Source organism: Salinivibrio sp. EAGSL (assembly GCF_013366455.1).
Taxonomy (GTDB): domain Bacteria; phylum Pseudomonadota; class Gammaproteobacteria; order Enterobacterales; family Vibrionaceae; genus Salinivibrio; species Salinivibrio costicola.
The window spans coordinates 84,261-109,051 of the sequence record NZ_JABWMG010000005.1 but is presented as its reverse complement, the minus strand read 5'-3'; the positions used below and the strand labels follow the sequence as shown (position 1 = coordinate 109,051).

The 24,791-nt window shown below is 48.8% G+C and carries 23 protein-coding genes and 2 pseudogenes; 20 read left to right on the top strand and 5 right to left on the bottom strand.

Annotated features, from left to right (window positions below; all coding sequences use genetic code 11):
* Positions 1-47: 47 nt before the first annotated feature.
* The 3 genes from HLG76_RS04590 (at position 48) to HLG76_RS04580 (ending at position 4,432) form a co-directional block, all read left to right on the top strand.
* Complete coding sequence (locus tag HLG76_RS04590) at positions 48-290, top strand: DUF3283 family protein (RefSeq protein ID WP_021022993.1); 243 nt, start codon at positions 48-50, stop codon at positions 288-290.
* Positions 291-757: 467 nt separating this feature from the next.
* Positions 758-2,668, top strand: coding sequence for a methyl-accepting chemotaxis protein (locus HLG76_RS04585; RefSeq protein ID WP_175993156.1), 1,911 nt, complete (start codon positions 758-760; stop codon positions 2,666-2,668).
* Positions 2,669-2,764: 96 nt separating this feature from the next.
* Positions 2,765-4,432 carry a pyridoxal-dependent decarboxylase gene (locus tag HLG76_RS04580; RefSeq protein ID WP_175993155.1) on the top strand — a complete coding sequence of 556 codons (1,668 nt, stop codon included), beginning with the start codon at positions 2,765-2,767 and terminating at the stop codon, positions 4,430-4,432.
* Between the two features lie 9 nt (positions 4,433-4,441).
* On the opposite strand, the gene HLG76_RS04575 is transcribed toward HLG76_RS04580, so the two are convergent.
* Together HLG76_RS04575 and HLG76_RS04570 are read right to left on the bottom strand one after the other, a co-directional pair.
* Positions 4,442-5,902 carry a TrkH family potassium uptake protein gene (locus HLG76_RS04575; RefSeq protein WP_077461372.1) on the bottom strand — a complete coding sequence of 487 codons (1,461 nt, stop codon included), beginning with the start codon at positions 5,900-5,902 and terminating at the stop codon, positions 4,442-4,444.
* A 231-nt stretch (positions 5,903-6,133) separates the two neighbouring features.
* Entirely contained in the window at positions 6,134-7,945 is a 1,812-nt protein-coding gene (locus HLG76_RS04570; RefSeq protein ID WP_175993154.1) for a DEAD/DEAH box helicase, read from the bottom strand.
* A 360-nt stretch (positions 7,946-8,305) separates the two neighbouring features.
* Here HLG76_RS04570 and HLG76_RS04565 point away from each other — a divergent pair, with 360 nt between their 5' ends.
* The 3 genes from HLG76_RS04565 (at position 8,306) to HLG76_RS04555 (ending at position 12,182) form a co-directional block, all read left to right on the top strand.
* Complete coding sequence (locus tag HLG76_RS04565; RefSeq protein WP_175993153.1) at positions 8,306-10,285, top strand: exoribonuclease II; 1,980 nt, start codon at positions 8,306-8,308, stop codon at positions 10,283-10,285.
* Positions 10,286-10,473: 188 nt separating this feature from the next.
* A complete protein-coding gene (locus HLG76_RS04560; protein ID WP_175993152.1) occupies positions 10,474-11,703 on the top strand; it encodes a GGDEF domain-containing protein in 1,230 nt (409 codons plus the stop codon).
* Complete coding sequence (locus HLG76_RS04555; protein WP_175993151.1) at positions 11,700-12,182, top strand: C40 family peptidase; 483 nt, start codon at positions 11,700-11,702, stop codon at positions 12,180-12,182. The genes HLG76_RS04560 and HLG76_RS04555 overlap by 4 nt, the downstream gene beginning before the upstream one ends.
* On the opposite strand, the gene HLG76_RS04550 is transcribed toward HLG76_RS04555, so the two are convergent.
* Positions 12,173-12,769 carry a DNA-3-methyladenine glycosylase I gene (locus HLG76_RS04550; RefSeq protein WP_175993150.1) on the bottom strand — a complete coding sequence of 199 codons (597 nt, stop codon included), beginning with the start codon at positions 12,767-12,769 and terminating at the stop codon, positions 12,173-12,175. The two genes, HLG76_RS04555 and HLG76_RS04550, sit on opposite strands and share 10 nt — an antisense overlap.
* Before the next feature lie 196 nt (positions 12,770-12,965).
* On the opposite strand from HLG76_RS04550, the gene folM reads away from it, so the two are divergent.
* From folM to HLG76_RS04505, 9 genes are all read left to right on the top strand, one after another.
* A complete protein-coding gene (gene folM / locus HLG76_RS04545) occupies positions 12,966-13,664 on the top strand; it encodes a dihydromonapterin reductase (RefSeq protein WP_368656343.1) in 699 nt (232 codons plus the stop codon).
* A gap of 22 nt (positions 13,665-13,686) precedes the next feature.
* Positions 13,687-14,052, top strand: a complete 366-nt coding sequence (folX, locus tag HLG76_RS04540) for a dihydroneopterin triphosphate 2'-epimerase (protein WP_175993148.1) — start codon at positions 13,687-13,689, stop codon at positions 14,050-14,052.
* A gap of 112 nt (positions 14,053-14,164) precedes the next feature.
* Positions 14,165-14,704, top strand: coding sequence for a cytochrome b (locus tag HLG76_RS04535; RefSeq protein ID WP_175993147.1), 540 nt, complete (start codon positions 14,165-14,167; stop codon positions 14,702-14,704).
* On the top strand, positions 14,701-15,270 hold the full coding sequence (locus HLG76_RS04530) for a YceI family protein (protein WP_077576931.1): 570 nt from the start codon (positions 14,701-14,703) through the stop codon (positions 15,268-15,270). Before HLG76_RS04535 ends, HLG76_RS04530 begins: the two co-directional genes overlap by 4 nt.
* Before the next feature lie 131 nt (positions 15,271-15,401).
* Complete coding sequence (locus tag HLG76_RS04525) at positions 15,402-16,085, top strand: HAD family phosphatase (RefSeq protein WP_077461384.1); 684 nt, start codon at positions 15,402-15,404, stop codon at positions 16,083-16,085.
* Between the two features lie 154 nt (positions 16,086-16,239).
* Complete coding sequence (locus tag HLG76_RS04520) at positions 16,240-17,142, top strand: metal ABC transporter substrate-binding protein (RefSeq protein WP_175993146.1); 903 nt, start codon at positions 16,240-16,242, stop codon at positions 17,140-17,142.
* Positions 17,129-18,010: an ATP-binding cassette domain-containing protein gene (locus HLG76_RS04515; protein WP_077669854.1), complete on the top strand. Its 882-nt coding sequence runs from the start codon at positions 17,129-17,131 to the stop codon at positions 18,008-18,010. Before HLG76_RS04520 ends, HLG76_RS04515 begins: the two co-directional genes overlap by 14 nt.
* A complete protein-coding gene (locus tag HLG76_RS04510; RefSeq protein ID WP_175993145.1) occupies positions 18,007-18,852 on the top strand; it encodes a metal ABC transporter permease in 846 nt (281 codons plus the stop codon). The genes HLG76_RS04515 and HLG76_RS04510 overlap by 4 nt, the downstream gene beginning before the upstream one ends.
* Positions 18,849-19,730, top strand: coding sequence for a metal ABC transporter permease (locus tag HLG76_RS04505; protein WP_077461388.1), 882 nt, complete (start codon positions 18,849-18,851; stop codon positions 19,728-19,730). The genes HLG76_RS04510 and HLG76_RS04505 overlap by 4 nt, the downstream gene beginning before the upstream one ends.
* Before the next feature lie 124 nt (positions 19,731-19,854).
* Here the strand turns inward: HLG76_RS04505 and HLG76_RS04500 are convergent.
* Positions 19,855-20,088 (bottom strand): annotated as a pseudogene (locus HLG76_RS04500) (type II toxin-antitoxin system HipA family toxin); the annotation flags it as partial.
* A gap of 571 nt (positions 20,089-20,659) precedes the next feature.
* Here HLG76_RS04500 and HLG76_RS04495 point away from each other — a divergent pair.
* Complete coding sequence (locus tag HLG76_RS04495) at positions 20,660-20,941, top strand: type II toxin-antitoxin system Phd/YefM family antitoxin (protein ID WP_021024253.1); 282 nt, start codon at positions 20,660-20,662, stop codon at positions 20,939-20,941.
* Positions 20,938-21,200: pseudogene (locus HLG76_RS04490) on the top strand (type II toxin-antitoxin system RelE/ParE family toxin). Before HLG76_RS04495 ends, HLG76_RS04490 begins: the two are co-directional and overlap by 4 nt.
* Before the next feature lie 140 nt (positions 21,201-21,340).
* On the opposite strand, the gene HLG76_RS04485 reads toward HLG76_RS04490, so the two are convergent.
* On the bottom strand, positions 21,341-22,240 hold the full coding sequence (locus HLG76_RS04485) for a LysR family transcriptional regulator (protein ID WP_175993144.1): 900 nt from the start codon (positions 22,238-22,240) through the stop codon (positions 21,341-21,343).
* A 129-nt stretch (positions 22,241-22,369) separates the two neighbouring features.
* On the opposite strand from HLG76_RS04485, the gene HLG76_RS04480 reads away from it, so the two are divergent.
* From HLG76_RS04480 to msrB, 3 genes are all read left to right on the top strand, one after another.
* Entirely contained in the window at positions 22,370-22,798 is a 429-nt protein-coding gene (locus HLG76_RS04480) for a CidA/LrgA family protein (protein WP_077461392.1), read from the top strand.
* A 6-nt stretch (positions 22,799-22,804) separates the two neighbouring features.
* Entirely contained in the window at positions 22,805-23,515 is a 711-nt protein-coding gene (locus HLG76_RS04475) for an LrgB family protein (protein WP_028569767.1), read from the top strand.
* 132 nt (positions 23,516-23,647) lie between these two features.
* Complete coding sequence (msrB, locus tag HLG76_RS04470) at positions 23,648-24,787, top strand: peptide-methionine (R)-S-oxide reductase MsrB (RefSeq protein ID WP_175993143.1); 1,140 nt, start codon at positions 23,648-23,650, stop codon at positions 24,785-24,787.
* The last annotated feature ends 4 nt before the right edge of the window (positions 24,788-24,791 follow it).

Below are 24,791 nucleotides of genomic sequence, written 5' to 3'. Positions count from 1 at the left end.
CTGCTCGGTTAGGATCGATTCATTCCGATTACCATGAGAACGTACTAATGGATATCAACTTAGCCAACCTTCCAGCTGACGAAAAACAAAAAATAGAGCTTGATAAACAAGCTGCGTATGCCGTCTGGAAAGTGGTGAATAACCAAGCGCCACAAAGCCTTTACGAACAAGAAGCCAATGTTTTGGTGGATTGGCAACGTGATGTCTATTTATCATCTGTTAACAAGTATCGCGCTCAACCTGAGGCCTTTATTATCCCTGAAACAGCGACCGATACGACCGAGCGCTGAAACCGTACTTCACTCACACTTACCGTGATCAACGTTTTACACACTCAGGCACCAAACACGGTGAGTTGGTGCCGAACCGCACTCAGCCTGCAAATACGATAACGTTTGTCCTCCCTCTCTACCACACGTACCGTTTTAAACCATCTTCTTCTGTCTTATTTTCATGACTCACTCAAGGCTAAAATGACGCTAGATTGTCATACATTTTTTGTTTTTTAAGTTGGCAAAATCGTAGAACCCACTCTAGTGTTATTCTTATCAAGAAATCTTCTTTGTTTATGAAGCAACTTGTACTGACAGTCTTTTAAAAGAAAATGACAATCTTGTAAAAGAAAGTGTTGGCTGGGTGACTCCTTGGTGGTCTTATCATAACCGCATAAAAAAGCGGGCAATAGGTTCCTACCTTGCAAGGAATTCACCCTTACTTTTTAGACAGTTTACTGCACGCTCAGTAAGGGGTAATCGCTATGACCTTAGGGTTTAAATCTCGCATTATTTTGGGAGTGGGTTTGCTTGTGACCCTCTCTCTGGTCGTCCTCGGTTCGCTGAATGCGATGTCATTACGTGACAACATGGTCAGTGCCCTGGTGAAACAAACGCAAAATAAGGTCGATCACCATGTGCTTGAATTAGAGCAATTAGTTCAATCCCAACTCAACGCGGTTGAAAAAGGCGCCGGGCACTTTGCCAGAAATTTGACCGAATCAGAGAATGTTGCCCAAGTACGGATGCTTGCCGATACGGCAGGTATCGCTAATGTGATTATGACTTACGAGAGTGGCCGTTCGTATATGTCAAATCACTCAAGCGACGGGATTACCACCAATGAATACGATTTTCGCGATCGTGATTGGTACCGTGCAGTTAAATCCAGCCAAGACATTCATTTGTCTGAAATTTATACAGACAAAGTAACAGGTGAGAAAGTGATCAGTGCCGTCGCACCCGTGTTTGAGAATGGACGGTTTATTGGTGCCTTACTGGGGGACATTCCGCTACAAAATGTGATCACTCAGGTAAGCCAAATGCGCTTTGCGGGCGGCGCAGCCACACTCACCGATCAGAACGCGGTCTTTTTTGCCAGTGATGATCCGAATGATATTGGTAAAACACCGTCGCAAGTCAGTGCAAACTTCTCTGAAATGGAGAGTATGTTCCGCAGCAATGAAAAAGGTCACCTCACGTTTCCCTATAGCGGCATCCAATTTGATGGCTACTTTCAACGGGTAAATTTGACCGAGGGGAGATACTGGACCTTGATGGTCTTTGTCGATCAAAAAACAGCACTGGCTGAAGTCACCGATGCTCAAATCGAATCGGTAGGCACAGGGATATTACTCTTGATCGTCAGCCTGGGCGCCATTTATGGCATTATTCAGGTCTCTTATCGACCCCTCCTTAAGCTTAAAGAAGCGGTCCTTGATCTCTCTCGCGGCGAGGGCGACCTAACAACACGCCTCGACGTTAACGGTAATGATGACCTAGCCCAGATCAGTGATGGCTTCAACCGGTTCGTCGAAAACTTACAAAATATGATGTTAAGCGTGGCAGAGTCCAGCCAGGCGATTTCGGCCAATATCAGCCAGTTATCACAAACGACCAGTGAAAATGAAGCTGTATTAGATGCTCACTCAGCAGAAACCGAGCAAGTGGTCACCGCAATCACTCAAATGAGCGAGAGCGCACGGAGTATTGCTGAGAACGTATCTCAATCTAACAACATTACTGCAGCGGCCAGCAAAGAAGCCAATCAGTCACTAAAAGTAGTTGATAACGCTGTCATCACGGTCAGTGCGCTGGTTGATGAAGTGGAAGAAATGTCGGGCCGTATTACCAGCATGAATACAGATGCAAACCGGATTAGTGACGTCTTAACTGTCATTGGCGATATTTCAGAACAGACCAACCTCCTTGCGTTAAACGCGGCGATTGAGGCAGCACGCGCTGGTGAACAGGGCCGTGGTTTTGCGGTTGTCGCCGATGAAGTCCGCGCGTTAGCGGCGCGTACACAAAGCAGCACAACCGAAATCTCTGACATGCTCACTGCATTACTCGATGGCACGTCCAGCGTGGTTGAAGCGATGGAAAAAACCAAAGAGCAATGTCAAACCACAGCTGATAAAACCTCGGAAGTCTCAAATAGCTTGACGATTATGAGCGCGTCGGTCACTGAAATTGACGATGTGAGTACACAGATTGCAACGGCTACCGAGCAGCAAAGTTCAGTTGCTGAAGAGCTCAGTAAGAACATGTTGTCGATCCGCGATATGGTGAGCAAACTCGTGGATAGCGGGAATCAAACCTCTGCCGCCACCAAGTCACTCACCCACTCTAACGAAGAGTTGGATCGGATGGTTAATAACTTTAAATTGCGCTAAGTGTCACTGGCCAAAAGCCATCACTCCCTATTGCGTTAAGCATCGTGATCAGGCGGCACTACCGCTGCCTGATCATCATCGTTAAAGGTTGTTGTTATGTCCCATTCACTGATATCCCACGCGTTAACGCCCGTTTTTTTAAGTCAGTATCAAACAATCCGCCAACATTTTTTTAATCGTGATCCTAAGCGTTGGCCTATTTATCACACACCAGAATTAGCGCACTGGCTTGCGAATGGCATGCAGCCTGCGTTTGAAAGCAGTGATGTGTTACTGAAGCAACAAACCGAGATCCCCACACAAAGTGACTTAGGCGCCACCACCTTTCCCAAGCTTGCATTACAAGCGGCAACCCATTCGAAAGACTGGACGTCACCTCGATCGGTCGAAAATGTGATTACCGCACCGTGCGATCCTGCTATACACGGTGCATTACTGGCCACAATGGCCAATCCTAACCTAGTCTACAGTGAATATGCGGGTTTATCGGTCGAGTTAGAAAAGACGTTAGTCCGGCAAATGGCCAATCTCATTGGCTACGAACCTGATCAATCTACCGGTATATTCACGCAAGGTGGTACCTTTGGTAATTTGTATGGATATTTAATGGGATTGAGAAAACAGTTCCCCCATTCCGGGCAACGCGGGTTGCAAGGGCAAGACTTCCGCATGATTAACTCACTTGCGGGTCACTACTCCAATATGACGAACTTAGGTCTATTGGGCACCGATATCCCCAGACAAGCGCTCCGAATCGAAGTCGATAGCAATAATCGGCTCGATCTGGATGACTTTTCTCGCACCCTCAATCACTGTTTTGCCGAGGGCATTCCCGTCCCTACTGTCTTACTCACCTTTGGTACGACAGATACATTTGCGATTGACGATGTTGAGCGTGTCTGTCGCATTAATGAGCAAGCTTGCCAACGCTTTAATGTCACGGTGAAACCACATATTCATGTTGATGCCGCCGTCGGCTGGCCACTGATCATGTTTAATGACTACGCGTTCGACAACAACCCTATTGGTTTGAACAACAATCTATTAGAGAAGCTTCACGCATTAGCGCCAAAAATTCGTGGACTCCGTTTTGCGGATTCTGTGACCATCGACTTTCAAAAGTGGGGATATGTCCCCTATACCGCAAGCTTGGTGATGTTTAAGCACCAAGCCGATATGGAGTACCTAAAACAAGATCCGCACTACTTCTCTTATTTCGAGTCAAACAAAACAGCGCAAACGCATTTGCAGTCGACCATAGAATGTTCTCGTGGTGCCGCGGGTGTCTATGGGAGTTATTGCGCGTTGAATATGCTTGGCAAGCGCGGCTATCAAACAATGGTAGGACACGGCTTACAAAATGCCGAATACCTGAAAGCACACTTATCGTCACTTCCTCACTGCAAAGTTGTTGCGAAAGATAATCTCGGGCCAACAGTCGCCTTTCGTCTATATCAGCCTTCAGCAACCCTAAACGTCGATGCCGTTTTTCAACAAGAGCAGTCACTTCACCACGTTGGTGATAAAGTGGATAGCATCACTCAACATAGCTTGTTTCACCGTCAACACTTCCTCAACCGCAAAGGCAAACAGCTACAAACAAATTGGGTAGAATCCATTGCCCATACAGAGTTTGATCATCACGGGCAATGTTTGTTTATTCCTGGAGAAAAAGCTGTATTTTTAAACCCCTATACACGCTATCACCATATCGAGCAATTTGTTGCTTCATTGCAACCCGAATCCTCGACACAGCTTGTTTAAACGCCAGGTTCACCAACGCCAAAAGTGAGGCATAAACAGTGCAAGGACGGTGAAATACTCCAAACGCCCAAGGATCATGGCAACATTGAGTATCCAAATCCCGGTGTCTGTGACCGGCTGGAAGTTGCTGCCCACTTCGCCAAACCCAGGGCCAAGGACATTAATACATGCCACAACAGCGGTAAAAGAGGACCAAAAATCGAGACCGGTTGTCATCATTAATAGTGTGAAGACACCGGTCGTCAGCGAGGCAAGCGACATAAACGCCATGACCGCTTGGGTCACATCGTTCGACACCACTTTATCTTGATACCGAATCGGTAATACTGCCGACGGATGAACCAATTGATGAAGTTGGCGACGAATAATTTTAAACGTAATAATGTCTCGAATAATTTTATTCCCGCCCGCGGTTGAGCCAGAACAGCCACCGAGATAGGCACAAAACACCAAAAACAACGCCGTAGCCGCCGGCCAAGTACTTAAGTCAGCAGCACCGAAGCCGGTACTGGTAATAAACGACACCACGTGAAATGCAGCAAAGCTAAGAGAGGCCCACAGCGAGTCGTAGCGTGCTTCACTATAAAGATACAAGCCAAGTATTGCCGACATGCACGTCACGACAATGAGAAATACACGTGATTCCTCGTCGTCGATGTAGAGTCTCAAACCACGCCAACCGATGCGAAAAATACGAAAATGTAGCGCAAAGTTAATCGCGCCCAATAGCATAAAGACATTCGCAATCATAAGCAGCGTATGACTTTGAAAATACCACATACTCGCGTCATGAGTTGAAAATCCACCCGTTGATACCGTAGAAAAGCTATGTGCAATCGCATCATATGCGCTCATTCCCGCAAGGTAATACGCCAGTGCGCAGGCCAAGGTAATCACCAGATAAACCCCCCACAAATAGTGCGCGGTCTTAGCGATACGTGGCGATAGCTTTTCATCTTTGATCGGGCCTGGCGTCTCTGCTTTAAGCAACCGCATGCCCCCCACGTTGAGCATGGGTAACACCGCAACCACAAAGATAACAACGCCTAAACCTCCCATCCACTGGAGAAATTGGCGATACAGCAGAAATGCCGCTGGCATGTCATCGAGACCACTGAGAATAGTTGCTCCGGCGGTGCTCAGTGCGCTAATAGATTCAAACGTTGCATCGGCAAAGTTAACGCCTGTCACTAGCTTTATTGGTATTCCGCCAAGTAGCCCCACCAACACCCAAGTCAGCGTTGAAAACAACAAGGCATCGCGAAAGGTGACCTGATTGAGCTTACTTTTACGAAATAACCAAGAAATCACTAATGATGCCAGCATCATGAGTAAGGAGGGATAGAAAAAGAGTGTCGAGACACCGTCGCGAAAAATAAACAACGACAAAAGCCCGAAAACAAATTGCACGATGCCCATCCATAAAACAGGCATGCCAAGAAGACGCAGTGTATTTTGAAAGTTAATCATGACAGGGGCAACTCATCATTAACACGCCGTGGTGTGTAGGCTCCATTACCTACCACGCGTAACAACAGTGGCATGGCGAGTCCACCTCGCCGTCTAACTCTATCGGCCTTGTTTCATCATAGCAATATCAATGAAAAGCCCTATATCCACGTCGTTAATACCCTGCGAACAAGGCATTACATCGCAGACACAAACAAAAAAGCCGAGCATCACTGCTCGGCTTTAAACTATTTATTGTGCTTGACGACGCTCACCGCGTGCAGGCGCGCGACGCTCATTACCACGATCGCGGTTAAAGCGACGTTCACCACGGCCACCGCGGCTATCACGGTCACTACGGCCTCGGCCACCGCCGTTACGGTCACCACCACGACGTTCACGCATGATCTGACCTTCAACACGTTGTGCGTTGGTCTCTTTTTGGCGAATACGCAGTTTTTGCAATTGCGCAAAGACTTCTTTCGGCATGGTTTTTGGCAGCTGCACAAACGTATGAGCAGGTGCGAGTTTGATTGCACCAATATTATGCTTGTTCAAGCCAAGTTCGTTAGCAATCGCACCTACGATGTCTTTTACTTGTACGCCTTGCTCTCGGCCAACATCTAACTGATACGTATCCCAGTCAGCTGGGTTGGTATCACGGCGATCAGTACCACTTGGACGTTCATCACGGCGACGTTCACGACGCTGCTTTTCACGATCCATTGCCGCGATCATTGGGTCTGGGCCTTTATAGAACAAAGGACGTTTACCTTGCTGGCGCTGGAGTAACATAGCAGCCAGTGTGGTTGCATCAACGTCAATATCGTTTTGTAGTTGCTCAATCAGTTCAACGAATGGACCCATCGCATCGCCATCTTTTTTCTCAGCCAGTTCACTGGCCAGTTGAGCGACACGTGCCTCAGCGACCTTATCGCGATTCGGCAGTTGGATTTCTTCCATTTTAGTCTGAGTAACACGCTCGACGGTACGCAGCATCCGCATTTGGTTGGTGCGGACCAACAAAATTGCTTTACCCGCACGACCTGCACGGCCAGTACGACCAATACGGTGAATATACGATTCAGCATCAAACGGGATATCATAGTTAAATACGTGGGTGATGCGGGCTACATCGAGACCACGCGCAACCACGTCGGTTGCCACTAAAATATCAATCACACCACGTTTCAAATGATCAACCGTGCGTTCGCGCAATGATTGCGGAATATCACCATGCAAAGCTGCCGCTTTAAAGCCGCGAGCTGATAGCCAGTCGGCCAGGCGCTCAGTGTCTTGGCGAGTACGTACAAAGACGATCGATGCATCCGTGTCTTGGGTTTCGAGTAGACGGCTCATCGCTTCGTCTTTTTCGACACCTTTAACCACCCAGAATTGTTGCTCTACTTTTTCAACAGTGCGGTTGCTACCGGCCACGTCAACACGAGCGGGATCACGCAAAAAGCGATCAACAATTTGTTTTACGATTGGCGGCATGGTCGCAGAGAAAAGAACACGCTGTGCGCTTTCTGGTGCCTGCTCCATGATCCAAGTGACGTCGTCGACAAAGCCCATTTTGAGCATTTCGTCGGCTTCATCAAGAATAAAGGTATGAACTTCGTCAAGCTTAAGACGGTCACGGTTAATCAAATCTTTTACACGACCCGGTGTTCCCACCACGATGTGCGCGCCGCTTTTTAGCGCTTTCATTTGATCAACAATCGACGCACCACCATAGATCTCAAGAATTTTGAGGCCTTTGATGTTTTGTGCCAGCGTTTTCATCTCTGCAGCAACCTGAATCGCCAACTCACGCGTTGGTGCCATCACAATCGCTTGTGGTTTGTGTTGGTTTAGGTCAACTTTGTTCAACAACGGTAGTGAAAAAGCAGCGGTTTTACCGGTACCGGTTTGCGCTTTACCGAGTGCGTCACGACCTTCGAGGAGTGCAGGAATGGAGGCGGCTTGGATAGGTGTTGGTGTTTCAAAGCCCATTGAGTCAAGCGCAGACAAAAGGGTGTCGGCCAGATCTAACTGGCGAAATTTGGTTACAGATTCTTGCATTGGGATCCCAATCTATGAGTGTAGCGAAACGGGGCCCCTTCAGCGTTCTGCTCAACCATGAAACACTGTCTTTTATACAGTGTTAGTCACCAGCGCTACGGGCCTCAGTCATTAAGGGTGAATATACTGCGCTATTTACACCAAAAAAGCCAGAAAAAGTTGAACAAGTTCACAAAAAACAGACCTCATGGACATATATCTCGCAGCTTGTCGATGAAGCCAACAAATAGTGGACAAAAAAAATACAAACAAAACAGAGCACGAGGAGCCTGGTGTGGTTCACAGGATTTTATTGCCACGGGTTGGTTTTGAAACAGTGAATACGTATAGTGTGGCGATCCGTTAATCGAGACCCAAGTTATGTTTCAAGACAATCCCCTGCTCGCGCAGTTAAAGCAACAGATCCAGGAAACCCTGCCCAAAAAAGAAGGACAGGTAAAAGCCACCGAGAAAGGCTTCGGCTTTCTCGAAGTTGACGACAAAACCAGCTTTTTTATCCCACCACCGTATATGAAAAAGGTACTACATGGCGACCGCGTAGAAGCCATTGTTCGTACTGAAAAAGATCGGGAAGTGGCAGAGCCAGAAACACTGGTTGAACCAAGTTTGGATCGCTTTATCGGTCGCGTGCAGTGGGTTCGTAACCGTCTGAATGTCGTGCCTGATAATCCACAAATGAAAGACGCCTTACGCGCGAAAACAAAGCGCGGCCTGTCACAAGACGGTTTAAAAGAAGGTGATTGGGTCGTTGCATCGCTGACGCGTCATCCTCTTAAAGGGGATGACCACTTTTTGTGCGAAATCAGTGAAAAGATCACCGACGCAGAAGACAAAATTGCCCCTTGGTGGGTCACCTTAGCCAAGCACAACCTACCTAACCAAGAGCCTGCGCCTAAAGACGCATGGCCAATGTTAGAGCAGGGGCTTACGCGTCGTGACCTCACCGATCTTCCCTTTGTGACCATTGATGGTGAATCGACCAAAGATATGGACGATGCTCTGTATGTGGAAGCCAACCCACAAGGTGGCTTTAGCATGACAGTGGCAATTGCCGATCCTACCGCCTATATAGATGCGGATGATGAACTCGACCAGGTTGCACGTAATCGCGGATTCACCATTTATCTACCTGGGCGCAATATCCCGATGCTACCGCGTGATCTCAGTGATGATTTGTGCTCCCTCCGTGAAAACGAACAGCGCCCTGCACTTTGTTGTACCTTCAATATTGCCGCGGATGGCACCATTGCCGATGACGCAGAGTTTTTCTCCGCATGGATCCAATCACATGGCCAGCTAGCCTACGACAAGGTGTCGGATTACATCGAGCAAGGCGAGCAAGCTCAGTGGCAACCGCAAACACCGGCGATCGCTGACCAGATTCATCAGCTTCACCAATTTGCGTTAGCACGCATTCAATGGCGTGAAACCCATGCAGTGACCTTCCCAGATCGCCCTGATTACCGTTTTGAACTCAGTGAAGATAACGATGTGATTGCTATTCACACGGATCAGCGTCGTATTGCGAATCGCATTGTGGAAGAGTCGATGATCAGCGCTAACATTTGCGCGGGTCGTAAGCTAAGCGAATCGTTTGGGTTCGGTATTTTTAATACCCATGCTGGCTTTAACAGTGAAAAGCTCGACGATGTGGTCGAGCTGGTAAAAGCGCACGACGGCGAGGCGGACAGCGAAAGCCTAGCAACCGTCGAAGGCTTCAGTGCACTCCGTCGCTGGTTAAACAGCCTAGACACCACCTATCTTGATAACCGCTTGCGCCGCTTCCAAGCATACAGCGAGATTGGTCATGAGCCAGCGCCACACTACGCAATGGGCTTAGATGTCTATGCCACGTGGACATCACCTATCCGTAAATACGGTGATATGATCAACCACCGCTTGCTTAAAGCAATTATTCGCGGCGAAACCGAAGCCAATGCCCCGGCCGATACCGTGGGTGAAGAGCTTGCCGGCCACCGTAAACATCACCGTATGGCCGAGCGTGACGTGGCTGATTGGCTTTATACCCGTTTGCTCAAACCAGAAGTTGAAGCACAGACTCGGTATACCGCAGAGATCTTTGATATTAACCGCGCGGGTATGCGTGTCCGCCTACTCGAAAATGGTGCACCGGCGTTTATCCCTGGCTCACTGATCTTGGACAACAAAACCCGGATTGCCTGTGATAAAGAGACAGGCACAGTGACTATCGACGGTAACGTTGAGTTCAAGCTTGGCGATAGCTTAGAAGTGGTTATTGCCGATATTAAAGAGACCACCCGTTCGATTGTTGCCAAACCAACACAGGTATTCACGCTCTCGGACACATCTGAAAGCTAGTTATTGTTCATGACCTGATAGAAAGCCAAGCCATTGTTGCTTGGCTTTCTTTTTTTCCGAAAAGTGATAATCTAATCATTAAATAACGTTTATTATTAAACCATCGCAATTATCACAGCCTGCGTGTCTGACGAGTCGTTCAAAAGTGATAGGTTGATGGTGTTACCTCAACCCGTTTAAGAGGTTTCATGGGGCTTTTACGTTCTTCTGCGGTCCGTATGGGGACTCCAATTGCTTTATTGTTACTCTTCGCGGCAGGTTATCAGCCTTTGGTTACCTCGCTCGCGCCCTACTATAACCTAGTATATGCAGCCCCCTATTTTCTCTTGCTCAATGCCCTACTTTTAAGCCACTTGTTTAAAAGCGCCCGCGTGGGCATGATGGTTATCATCTTATTGGTGGGATACACAATTATTCTTACTCGGCTTCAATCGCCGCTTGATCAAGGCACCACCTATCTTGAGTACTTACTTTTAGCAGTCGCGCTACCGATTAATCTGCTCTATATGATCATCGTCCGCGATCAAAAGCTGACCTCTCGCTTCGGCCTATTATTTTTTTTCGTTATTGGGATGGAAATCGGTTGGTGTGCGCTACTGGTGCAGCAATTCGGTGAATTATCCTTATATTTTCAACAGCACCCTATTTTAGTCAGGGCGATATCGATTAGCCCCATGCCACTGCTGCTGATTGTGCTGCTCTCTATTTTGATTTGTGTGAGTATCATTCGTCTTTTGCGCAACAATAGTATTCAGGATCACGCTGCTTTTGTCAGCGTATTGTGTAGTATCACCACCTTGATATTTTTTAATGTGCCATTCATTTCGTCACTGATATTTTCACTCGCAGGTCTGCTATTGATTGCCAACCAAGTATCATTCAGTCATCAATTGGCTTTCGTGGATGGGCTCACCGAAATCGCTGGACGGCGCGCACTCGAAGATGAACTTAAACACCTTGGCCGCCGTTACACCCTGGCTATGCTGGATGTTGACCATTTCAAACAATTCAATGATACCTACGGGCACGAAATCGGTGACGATGTGCTTAAGCTTGTGGCTAAGCAAATGGCGCGCTGTGAAGGAGGCGCCAGTGCTTTTCGCTATGGCGGCGAGGAATTCACCTTATTATTCAAGGGAAAAACCACCGAGTATTGCTTACCGTTTCTCGATGCGCTGCGCGAAGATATCGCCAATTATCCCTTGGTGCTGCGCGATGAATCTCGTCCTCATTATGACAAGCAAGGCCGACAAAAGCGCGGACGCACGACCGATAAAAAGCCCGTCAACATTACTGTCAGTATTGGCTATGCCGATGCCTCGCAAGCCGACACGCCCGATGAGGTATTACAGTTGGCAGACAAAGCCTTGTATAAAGCCAAAGCGGCAGGACGGAATTGTATTAAGGGCAGTGCATGAAGAGACTTTTATTGATCAGTGTTCTTAGCGTGTTGCTAACCAGTTGCACGACCCAACCCGATCCACCTTCAGTGTCGCCTTTGTCGCCATCCACAAACACCATCAGCGATCAAGCACTAGACCGGGCACTTACCCAACTTTATCGTCAGTGGCAAGGCACGCCCTATCGTTGGGGAGGAACCACGCGGCAAGGTATTGATTGTTCAGCGTATACGCAACACGTGTATCAATCAGCGCTTGCCACTCCATTACCGCGCACTACCCACGGCCAAGCAAAAATAGGCAACCAAATTGCCTATGAGGCCGCAATGCAAGGTGACCTGGTGTTTTTCCATATCCGCCCGGGCTTGCGTCATGTGGGTGTTTACCTGGGTGAGCAGCGTTTTATGCACGCGTCGGCATCGAAAGGGGTGACAGTGTCACGTTTAGATAATCCCTATTGGCAAGCGCGCTTCTGGCAATTCCGCCGTTATTTCTGAGTTTGCGCTTTGACCGCGTCGGCAAGCTCGCAACAAGTTTGATAGCGCGGACACGTGACGACATGATCATTCACCATACCGAGTGCCTGCATCAGCGAATAACAAATCGTCTCACCCACAAATTTAAAGCCGCGCTTTTTCAAAAAACGGCTCATGGCGCGTGACTCGTCCGTCGCCGTGGCGACATCGGCATCCGATTGGTGATGGTTTACAATGGGCACGCCGCCGGTAAACTGCCAAAGGGCTTTAGCCAATGAACCGTACTCCTCCACCAGCGTCACCGCCGCCTTGGCATTGGTAAATACAGAGGCCACCTTCAAACGATTACGGACAATTTCATGGTTGGCCATGATCTCAGCGATATTCGGTTCGGCCACGTTCGCGAGTTGGTAAAAGTCGAAATCGAAGAAAGCCGTACGATACGCCGCGCGCTTTTGTAGGATCAGGCGCCAACTCAGCCCTGCTTGTGCGCCCTCTAAACAAATGAACTCAAAGATCGCTTGATCATCAAATGTCGGTACGCCCCACTCACTATCGTGATACACACGCTCAGATTCACTTTGCTGCGCCCATTGGCAAATTTTCATCTTACTTTCCCTCTTAAAGCTCGACATCGTATGTCCGTTTTGTTGCTTATGGCACGAAATCAGCGAGTTAACTGGGTAAATGCTATCGTTATGTGCAATATAACGCTATCTTTGATCGCGATAAGTGCATGAAACGTAATAGAACCGTTAATCCTTGTTATTGATGCCATCCATACATAAATGCAAAGGAACACGCGTGACAAAAAAGCATATATTGATTACTGGCGCCGGACAGCGCATTGGCTACGCACTCGCTTGCCATTTTCTTAATCAGGGTCATCAGGTAACGATATCTTATCGTACTGAACGCCCTCAAGTGGCCGATTTAAGATCGCAGGGCGCGCGCTGCTTGCACGCAGACTTCTCAACGGATGAGGGCGTTTATACCTTCATTGACTATATTGATGCCTTAAATCCCACTTTCGATACGTTGATCCACAATGCGTCATCTTGGGACAGTGAGAAACACAGTCAAGATATTGCATCGCTGTTTGATAATATGATGCAAATCCATGCAAAAACCCCTTATCTCATCAATATGGCCGCTCCTCGCTGGATGCAACAGGGTGACATTATCCATCTCACCGATTATGTTGCGCAAAAAGGCAGCGCCAAGCATACCGCGTACGCCACCAGCAAAGCGGCACTCGAAAACCTCACTCTCTCGTTTGCTCAACAACTGGCACCCTCCATCAAAGTGAACAGTATTTCACCGGCATTAATCATGTTTAATGATGGCGATGATGAAGCCTATCGTGAAAAAGCACGCCATAAGTCCATATTGGGCTCAGTCCCTGGCGAGCAAGAAATCGTGAATGCCTGTGAATTTATCCTTGCGAGTCAACATATGACTGGCCAATCCATCAAACTCGATGGCGGACGCCATCTTGTCTAACTTTCGTGACCAGGAAACGACTATGAACGACGCTGTGATTAAAGTAACTAACCTGCGCCTGCGCACTTACATCGGTTTTAATCCTGACGAACAAGAGAAAAAACAAGATGTGGTGATCAATGTCGAGATTCATTATCCCGGCCACAAGGCTTGTGAAGAAGATAATGTAAATGATGCTCTCAACTACAAAGATATTACTAAGGCGATCATTGACTATGTTGAGAACGGACGTTTTCTCTTACTCGAAAAGCTGGTGGCCGGTGTATTAGACATTGCACGTGACCATCACTGGGTGCGCTACGCACAAGTCACCATTGATAAGCCACATGCACTCAGATTTGCCGACTCTGTCTCATTAAGCCTTAGCTGGACCGCCAACGAGTCGTAACACTGTCCAGAGTTCGTTAGAATTATTCGAACATCTTGTTCAAGGTGAATAGCTTCTATATTGCTATTCACCTTATATACTGTGTTGGATTAGTAATTGGGAGCGGGAACAAATGACACCGAAAAATAGCTACGATCGCGTTATGCGTACGCTACACTGGCTATCGAGTCTCGTTATCGTTGGCCTTTTCGCTGTCGGATTGTGGATGGTCGACTTGAGCTACTACAGCAGCTGGTATCAAACTGCGCCACACTGGCACAAATCGATAGGCATATTATTGGCGATAACGACAGTTGGTCGACTTGTGTGGAAAGCAACACACACCATGCCCACCGTTGAAGGTAAGGCTTGGGAACGTAAAGCAGCAACGGCTGGGCATCATACAATCTATCTGTTGCTAATCACTTTGTTTGTCTCCGGTTATCTGATCTCAACATCAGATGGGCGAGGGATTGATGTATTCACCTGGTTTACCGTGCCGAGCGCAGGGGAGCTGTTTCCCAATCAATCAGACATTGCTGGCGATATACACTACTACGTCGCCATCACCTTGATTGTGTTAGCAGCAGGCCATGCCATTATGGCACTTAAACACCATTTTAAAGATAAAGACAATACGTTACGGAAGATGATCGGAGGAAACCCGAAATGAAAAAACTCATGTTAGCCATGGGAATGAGCGCCGCGACACTCTTATCTGGGCCTGCACTGGCAGACACTTATATGATTGACACCAAAGGCGCACATGCCTCGGTCAACTTCAAAGTGCCACACCTAGGTTACAGCTTTACCAAAGGTCGTTTTAATACGTTTGACGGCCAATTTGAATTCGACCCAGATAACATTGGCGCATCAAGTGTGTCGGTGACGATTGATACAACCAGTATTGATTCTAACCATGCTGAGCGTGATAAGCACATTCGTAGCGGTGACTTCTTGGATGTAGGCGAATATGGCCAAGCGTCCTTTGAAAGCACCAACGTAACCGACAACGGCGACGGCTCGATGACCATTACAGGCGATCTCACTTTGCATGGCCAAACTAAGCCAATTGAAATCGACGCTGAACTCGTCGGTCACGGTGAAGATCCTTGGGGCAACTACCGCGCTGGCTTTATGGGTAACACCCGCCTGGAGCTAGAAGACTTTGGTATTCCCACTATGGGCCCTGCCACATACGTTGATATGGAGCTGCACGTAGAAGGCATTCGCCAGTAACTTGCTAGACTCAGTAAACTAAAAAAGCCTTGGCCACATGCCAAGGCTTTTTTGTCGCATCAACACTGAAACCTTTTCGTCATAGTCTCTAGTTACGATGGCGGCAATAATACAGAAAAATTAGTTTAGCTATGACATTACCTATTAACATTGCATTCTTCGACTTAGACGAAACCTTGGTCGCTACCGACACCAAACAAGCGTGGCTGGAATACCTTTGCCAGTGCAATCTCGCCCCGCAAAACGTGGTCGAGCAAGAGAAGCGGGCGTATTTGGATTTTAAAAAAGGCCGCATCAACCTTGAGCAATATATGCAAGTGCAGCTGATCCCGGTCAAAGGAAAATCGATTCAAACCGTGGCTGCTTGGGCCACCGACTTTATCGATCAGCACGTCGCTCCCGTGGTGGTACCACAAGCATTAGCGCGTATCGAGTGGCATCGCAACCGCGGCGATCACTGTGTGTTAGTTTCCAACACCGCCGCCCACCTAGCGCGTCCGATTGGCAAACTGCTCAAACTCGATACCGTGATTGCGATTGAGCTTGAAACATTAAATGGCGTATATACGGGCAGCATATCGCATTGCGTGCGTGATTATCGTGGCAAGCACGACTACATGCAGGCATGGCTATCTGACCGTCATGACACTGTCGGCCACACATATGGTTACAGTGACTCGCACTGGGATGTCCCCTTGCTTGAGCAAGTCGACAGCGCCTTTGCCGTCAATCCCGACCCGCACTTAAGCCTGCACGCGCAGAAGAAAGATTGGACCATTATGGAATGGGCTCGCTACGACACCATTCGTGATTAGTAAAAGATCACAGGAAACGTGACGACAGGGCGCCTCGTGTGCCCTTTTTACCAACACCCACTTGAGAATGATTATCATAACCGTTATCTTTAAAGTATGATCGGCTGGCGATATCGCGCCGTAGTCACATGCATAATGAACGAGATTAACGCTTATGAGAAAACACCTGCTAATTATTGCGGCGCTCTTGCTCTCTCCGATGGCGCACGCCGACCAATTAAAACACGCGGACAAGTTAAAAGTGGTGACCAGCTTTACCATTCTCGCGGATATGGCTGGCAACGTAGCGGGCGAGCATGCCGAGGTAGTGTCGCTCACTAAACCCGGCGCTGAGATCCACAATTACCAACCCACTCCAGGAGATATTCTGCGCGCGCAAGATGCGGATGTGGTGATGTGGAACGGATTAGGCTTAGAGCGCTGGTTCGAACGTTTTTTCCAGCACATTGATAAGGTACCGAATGTGATCCTATCTGACGGAGTGGCGCCAATTGTGATTGCCTCAGGCCCGTATCGTGGCAAACCCAACCCGCACGCGTGGATGTCCCCTTCTGATGCAATGCAATACGTTGATAACATTGCGCAAGCCCTGATTAAATACGACCCTACCAATCAAGCTCATTATCAAGCCAATGCCAAGGCCTACAAGGCAAAAATTCAAGCTGTGTTCGCTCGTGCGCAAGACGCGCTATCCGCTGTCCCCGAATCCCAGCGTTGGCTAGTAAGCAGTGAAGGCGCTTTTTCCTATCTGGCGCGAGATTTGAACCTCAACGAAGCCTATTTATGGCCTATTAACGCTGAGCGTCAGGGCACACCACAACAAGTTCGCGCGCTGATTGATACCGTACGAGAACACCAAGTGCGTGCCGTGTTCTCCGAAAGCACCGTGTCTGATGCGCCCGCCAAACAAGTCGCCGCCGAAACCGACGCGCGCTATGGCGGCATTTTATATGTCGATTCGCTCAGTCAAGCTGACGGACCGGTGCCTGATTATCTATCCTTACTGACAGTGACCACAGAAACCGTGTTAGCGGGGTTGCGCCATGACGCACTATGATTTAACCGATGGCACGCCCAGTGTGTTAGATGTCAACGAGGTACGTGTCGTCTATCGAAACGGCCTGTGTGCCCTTGAGCACGCCAGCTTCTCGCTGCCAGCGCAAACCATCACTGCCTTGGTGGGTGCCAATGGCAGCGGCAAATCCACCTTGTTTAAAGCGATCATGGGGTTTGTGAATCCCGGCAGTGGCAGCATTGCGGTGAACGGCACTCCCATTAAGCAAGCGCAAAAAGCAGGCTTGGTCGCTTATGTGCCTCAATCCGAAGAAATCGATTGGTCGTTCCCGGTGTTAGTGGAAGACGTGGTGATGATGGGCCGCTACGGCAAGATGTCATTTATGCGTCGCCCCAAAGCGGCGGATCATCAAGCGGTGGATGAAGCTTTAGCCCGGGTTGGTATGACAGCCTTTCGCCAGCGCCAAATTGGTGAACTGTCCGGCGGACAGAAAAAGCGCGTCTTTCTTGCCCGCGCTCTGGCTCAGCACAGCCCGCTGATTTTACTGGATGAGCCCTTTACTGGCGTAGATGTCACCAGTGAAGAGTCGATTATGCGTTTGCTGCTCGAGCTCAAAGACGAAGGCAAAACCATTTTAATTGCCACCCATAACCTTGGCACCGTGCCCGACTTTTGCGATCGCACCGTGCTGGTCAATCGCGCGGTGGTGGCAGGCGGACACACAGAGCATGTATTTACTACTGAGAACCTGAGTGCCATTTTTGGCGGCAAACTGCGCCAGTATGTGATGCCCAGTGAGAAACTCCACCAAGACGCCGATCCGCGCGAGCTGTCGGTCATTTCCGACGATGAACGACCCCTGGTGGTGTATGGCAAGCGCGAACAAAGCGCGCAGGAGCGGCGCGAATGAGCTTACTCGATCCTCTCGCCTATCAATACATGCAAAAAGCATTGCTGGTCACCACCTTGATTGGCGGCGTGTGCGGCTTGCTCTCGGCTTTTTTGATGCTCAAAGGTTGGTCGCTGATGGGCGATGCCCTCTCCCATGCGATCGTACCAGGCGTCGCCGGCGCTTATATGCTGGGCTTGCCCTTTTCACTCGGCGCCTTTGTTGCCGGCGGCATGGCCGCGAGTGTGATGCTGTTTTTGCACCAACGTAGCCAGATAAAACAAGATGCGATCATCGGTTTAATCTTCTCGAGCTTTTTCGCCTTCGGCCTCTTTTTGGTCTCGATTTCGCCCGTCGCGGTCGATATTCAACAAATAATGCTAGGCAACTTGCTCGCCATTGCCCCACTCGATGCGGTGCAAATGCTGATCATTGCCTTGGTAAGCCTCACCGTACTGGCAGTGAAATGGCGTGATTTTATGCTGACCTTTTTCGATGAAAGCCACGCCCGCTGCATTGGTTTACCTGTGGTGGGGCTTAAGGTGCTGTTTTTTGCGCTGCTCAGTGCTTGCACCATGGCGGCACTTAAAAGTGTCGGTGCCTTTTTGGTGATTTGCTTAGTGATCGCCCCCGGCGCCACCGCCTATTTATTGAGCGATCGCTTCGGGCCCGTGTTGGTACTGAGCGGTGTCATCGGCACACTCACCTCACTGTTTGGGGTGTATATCAGCTATTTCGCTAACCTTAACGCCGGCGCACTGATTGTGTTGGCCCAAGTGGGACTCTTCTTAGCCGCCTTTGTGTTTGGCCCCAAACACGGGATCCTCGCGCGGCGCGCCAAACGTCAGGAGGCACTGCAATGAATCCGTATCAACTGACTTTTATGCAAGATGCCTTGCTGATGGCCGTCTTAGTGGCGCTGCCTTGTGCGCTGCTTTCATGCTATTTGGTGTTAAAAGGCTGGTCATTGATTGGCGATGCCGTGGCACACGCGGTGCTGCCGGGATTGGTGTTGGCAAACTTGTTTGGCCTGCCGCTGATTGTTGGCGCTTTTGCCGCGGGCTCCGCATGCGCCACCAGTGTGCATTGGCTAAAACAAAATAGCCGTGTGAAAGAAGACACCTTACTGGGGATTGTGTTTTCTGGCTTTTTCGCGCTGGGGCTGATTTTGCAAGGCCAATTCCCGTCTGATTTGCACCTTGATCATATTCTATTTGGCAACCTGTTGGGGATTAACCACCAACAGCTGCTCACCGCCGCTATCACAGGCTTAGTCGTGCTTGCGCTTGTGCTGCTTAAAGGGCGAGATTTAATGCTGCTTTCGTTCGACCCTGCACAAGCCAGCGTGCTCGGGCTACCAGTGCAAAAGCTTCACTGGCTCCTGCTCTCGGTGATGATTGCCACCATTGTGGCGGGGTTACATGCGGTGGGGATCATCTTAGTGGTGGCGATGTTGATTGCACCGGGTGTCACCGCCTTTATGCTCAGCAAACAATTTAGCCGCATGTTATGGATTGCCTGTGCCATCGCCTTAGTCACCGCCGTGGGCGGCGTCACTCTGTCGTTTTACCTCGACAGCGCACCAGGCCCGACCATTGTATTGCTACTCACAGGCTGTTTTGTGGTGACCTTTGCATGGCAACAATATCAAATCCACCGCAACCAAAAGCGCCCGCAACCGACGCGCCAAACCACAAAAGCAACGCGCTCTGCCACCACCCATTCAGCGCAATCGCACTGATCGGCATCGACAGGCACAGCCGCATCCCAACCAGAGCAGTGCGCGAGATAGAGCTCGCGCACATTGCTCGTCGAATAGGTTTTATCGCCCATAGCCGTCATCTTGCCTTCACGCACGTCAAATTTCAGCCTAGTGGTATGCTTCGTAAGTGCTCTTCGATGGCCTTAATCATCGACTTAGTAAGTGGTAAATGCGCTTTTTCTTTCGCCCATACTTCATGGAAGCCTGCTACAGTTTGCTTTGCGGTATCTAACACCAATTTTTCTGGCAACATGGCTTTAGCAGCTAAGTGTGATAGCTCATCCAGCGTAAAATCACTGAATTTCTTGCTACGGCTAACCTTAAGCGACGCACTATCAATTACATATAACAAGACAGAGGTTTTTCTCGTTTCCACGCTACCGCGTGGGAAAGAGTTAATAAACATAGCTTATCTAATACTTTGGACAATAGCGCACGAAAACCAAAACAGCCCTTGATAGACTAATCCCAAACCTGCCAACTCAATGGCGTGTTAGATGCCGACAACTGACTGGCGGTCGCATGGCAAACACGGGATGGTTAACCTGTTTATCGGCCAGATACACGCAAAAGCGTGCGCGTTTATCTGTGAAATATGCACACTATCCCAAAATGGATAATTAAAAGTGTCGATTAGTCAATCGGTTACAGCTTAACGCTTGGGGATAGTGTGAATACCTTAGTAAAGATATACGGCGTGCACACTTTCACGGAAAGAGATATTCATGATAAGCTATAAACCTATATATTTCAGTTGTTTATATGAATGATAGTGCGTATGACGGTTTTGGAAATCGCGTATGCGCAATATACGATGTTATAACACAGGAACAACTCCAACTCCTTGCTCAAAACGGTTAACTGAACTATAATTTGTACGTTATTTTGTACCATTTTTGGAGTTCAATATGAGTCGTATTCATTTCGATCAAGATATTCAGCCGTTATCTGAATTTCGTGCAGGTGTAGCTTCTTACATCAAACAAATCAATGAGACTCGCCGTCCATTGGTCATCACACAGCATGGCAAAGGTGTAGCTGTTGTTCTCGATGTTGCAGAGTATGAAGCAATGCAAGAGAAGATCGAGTTACTGGAAGAAATGCGTACAGCTGAAGCTCAATTAGCTTCAGGCCTTGGTGTTTCAAATGATGATGCTCGTGCTCAAGTACTGGGGCGCATTAAGAAATGAAAGTAGTTTGGTCTCCATTAGCGCTTCAGAAATTAGGCGATGCAGCGGAATTTATTTCTTTAGATAATCCACCTGCGGCGGAAAAGTGGGTAAACGAAGTTTTTGACAAAACTGAACTACTTGGAAGTATGCCTGAAATGGGGCGCTTTGTTCCTGAAATGCCCAATACTAATATCGTATTATCTATAGCTTAAGCCATGAGATCCGCGTACTAACAGTTCGTAATTGTCGTCAAATGTTGTCGGAAGATGACGTGTAAAACTGTGTTATAACGAGTATGTCCTCAATCACTAAATTCTAGCGAGTTTTTTCATCCCACATCACGCTGTCTCTGAGTATCGAATTTAATATCCCCACCATATTGCGTACTAAAAGGCGTTGTGGATCAAAGCACTGAGTCTATCGATGCACCTCTGTCGACTGACACAACTGCATCCAGGCCTCGGCGGTGCGTGAGACATAACGCTCGCCGTGCCAGACTAACCCCAGTTGCCATTCAATCGCTGGGCTTATTGGTTTCACCAGCAATAACTCACTGTCTTCCAAACTGGCACTAAGGCGCTGGCATAGGGGCGCGGGTAAAAACGCCACCCCTGCACCACTTTTCACTAAGGCGGCTAAAAAATCCCACTGACTGCTACGCGCGGCAATGGTGGGTTGATAACCATGCTCTTTACAGCGGGCAATAATCCGATCGCTTAAGGTAAATTCAGCGCTATACAGATAAAAAGGCTCATCTTTCACTGCCTGCCATGTCAGGCTTTTTTGCGCACGCCACGCGGCTTGGTTAGGCAGCACTGCATAAATGGGGTGAGTCTGTAAGGGTAAGCTTTGCAAGCACTCAGGCTGGGTGTCAGTGAGCATGGTGATTGCCACATCAATCTCACCATTGATCAGCGCTTGTTCGGTGCGCCGCCCCCCGTATTCAACAATACTGAGCGCGACATTTGGGTAACGTTGACGGTATTCACGTAACACATTGGCATACAGCGGCCCTATCATCGGTGGCATCCCCAATCTAAGCTGGCCGCGTGCAAGTTGGTTGAGATCGTCGAGTTCGGTATTTAGCTGCTCGAACTCAGCAATAATGCTCTGCGCACGCTGATACACTACCTCACCAGCATCGGTTAACCAAAACCGCCTTCCCTCTCGGTGCAACAATGGCTGACCCACATCTTGCTCAAGGTTACGCACCATTTTGCTGATTGTCGGTTGCGTCACATGCAATGACGCCGATGCGGCAGTAAAGCTCTGCTTTTCCACCAAAGCAATAAAATAGCGCAACGCACGAATATCCATAAACGGCCCTTAAAAACTAATCGTAAACTATGCCATTTTGGCATAGTTTAAATAAAAAAAAGTCACTTTATTCACTCTCTACCAAGACGTAAACTATGAGCCATCTCACAGATTCTTGGCACGCCTTCGATGCAATTGATTAAAAACGCCTTACTTACCCTACTACAAGTCTTTGTCCTTGCTGGCATTTGGTTCTTGTCTGATTGGTTGGTCACCACCTTTGCTATTCCACTACCGGCCAACCTCACCGGTATGTTGCTGTTATTAGGCGCATTAATGTTGAAAATTGTCCGTGCCGATTGGTTGCGCCGCGGGGCGGCGTGGCTGTTAGCCGAGATGTTGCTGTTTTTTGTGCCGGCGGTGGTGGCGGTGGTCAACTACCAAGATTTATTGCTGCAAGAAGGCGGTAAGATCATGGTTGTCCTGATTCTAAGTACCGCGATGGTGATTGCGTCAACCGCTTGGGTGGTCGATAAAGTGTATCGTTTTGAGGTTAAAATGGCACGCCGCCGCAGTAACCACCACGCGCACCACCCTGATCTAAAACCGGAGTGCTAAGCCATGATGTCTGCTTTACCTACTTGGCTTCATGCCTCGTTATTGAGCGTCACCTGCTTTTTAATGACCCTTGGCTTTTATTACATGAGCAAATGGCTGTATCGCCGCCACCCCTCCATTCTGGTGATGCCATTGTTGCTCGCGCCCTTGCTGATTGTCGCGGTGGTGGTTGGGTTTAAGATCCCGTATCAAGACTACATGGCGCAATCTTACTGGCTGCTTTGGCTTCTGGGCCCAGCGACCGTGGCGTTTGCGATCCCTGTGTATGATAACCGCGCGCTCATCCGCCGCCATTGGTTATCCCTGTCAATCGGTGTCACTGTGTCGGTGCTGGTCGCGATTACCAGTACTGTAGTGTTAGCGCGGGTGTTTGAGCTGTCTGAACTGCTGCAACGCAGTTTGGCGATGCGCTCAATTACTACCCCTTTTGCCGTGGAAGCCACCAAAGCGATTGGCGGGCAAAGCGATCTCACCGCGCTGTTTGTGGTTCTCACTGGCGTAATTGGGATGGCAATCGGTGAAAGTATTTTGACCGTGATTGCGATTCGATCACGCTTGGGACGCGGCGCCAGTTTGGGTGCATCGGCTCACGGTGCCGGTACCGCTAAAGCGTATCAAATTGGTCACGAAGAAGGAGTAGTATCTAGCGTGGTGATGATGATTGCCGGCATGGTCACTGTGTTACTTGCACCTGTGTTAGGCCAGTTGCTTTGGTGATCCTAACCGCTTTATTGATCCTTGTATGACTTTGTACGCTATCTATTGCTATAAATAAAAATGAGTGAGTTGATGAAAGTTTCTGCGCAGTAAGCAGGTCTTACACGGACAAACTCTGATAACGAGGCAATAATGAAACAGCGTAAGTCAATTTGGCGAGTCATCGCGTTCACAGTATTCAGTTTGCTATCGATAGCAAGTTATGCGGCGGTGAAAGATACCGCCACCACAGCCCAAGGCTATCAAAAGGCGACCCTTGCTGGCGGCTGCTTTTGGTGTACAGAATCTGATCTTGAAAAGCTCGACGGCGTGATTGATGTGGTGTCTGGCTACTCAGGCGGTGAGCTTGAAAACCCAACCTATAAAGAAGTCTCGTCCGGCACCAGCGGGCATATCGAGGTAATTGATGTCACCTATGATCCAAACGTGGTCAGCTATGAACAGGTGTTAGACCAGTTTTTCCGTCATATTGACCCCACCGATGATCAAGGCTCATTCGTTGACCGTGGCCCGCAGTATCGCCCCGCGATCTTTTATCACTCTGAAACGCAAAAGCAAATTGCCGCCGATTTTATGGCGGAGATTGAGGCGTTAGGCGTGTTCAAAAAGCCGCTCAAAACCGAGTTGATCCCGTTCGAGAAATTCTGGCCAGCAGAAAGTTATCATCAGGATTATTATAAAAACCACAGCGTGCGTTACAGCTATTATCGCTACGCATCGGGTCGTGATCAGTATCTGGACGAGATTTTTGGTGACGATCGCAAAGACAACCCGGTCACCTTGCGAGAAATGATCGATGCGCAAAAAGCGGAGGATAAGACATCAACGAATATCCGCTACTCGCGCCCCTCGGATGAAACAATACGCACGATGTTGTCAGACATGGAATACGAGGTCACACAAGAAGACGGCACTGAACCCGCGTTCCAAAACCCGTATTGGGACAACAAGCAAGCTGGTATTTATGTGGATATCGTTTCGGGCGAGCCGCTGTTCTCCTCCACCCATAAATACAAATCCGGTACCGGCTGGCCAAGCTTTACGCAGCCCATCGACAAGCAGTATGTGGTTACCAAACCGGACAACTCGCTGTTTTTCAGTCGCACCGAGGTGCGTAGTAAGGTGGCGGATTCGCACCTTGGCCATGTGTTTGAGGATGGTCCCGCACCCACCGGCTTGCGTTATTGCATGAACTCAGCCGCAATGCGCTTTGTGTCCGTCGATAAAATGGCCGATGCCGGTTATGAGGATTATCTCTATCTGTTTGAATAAATCT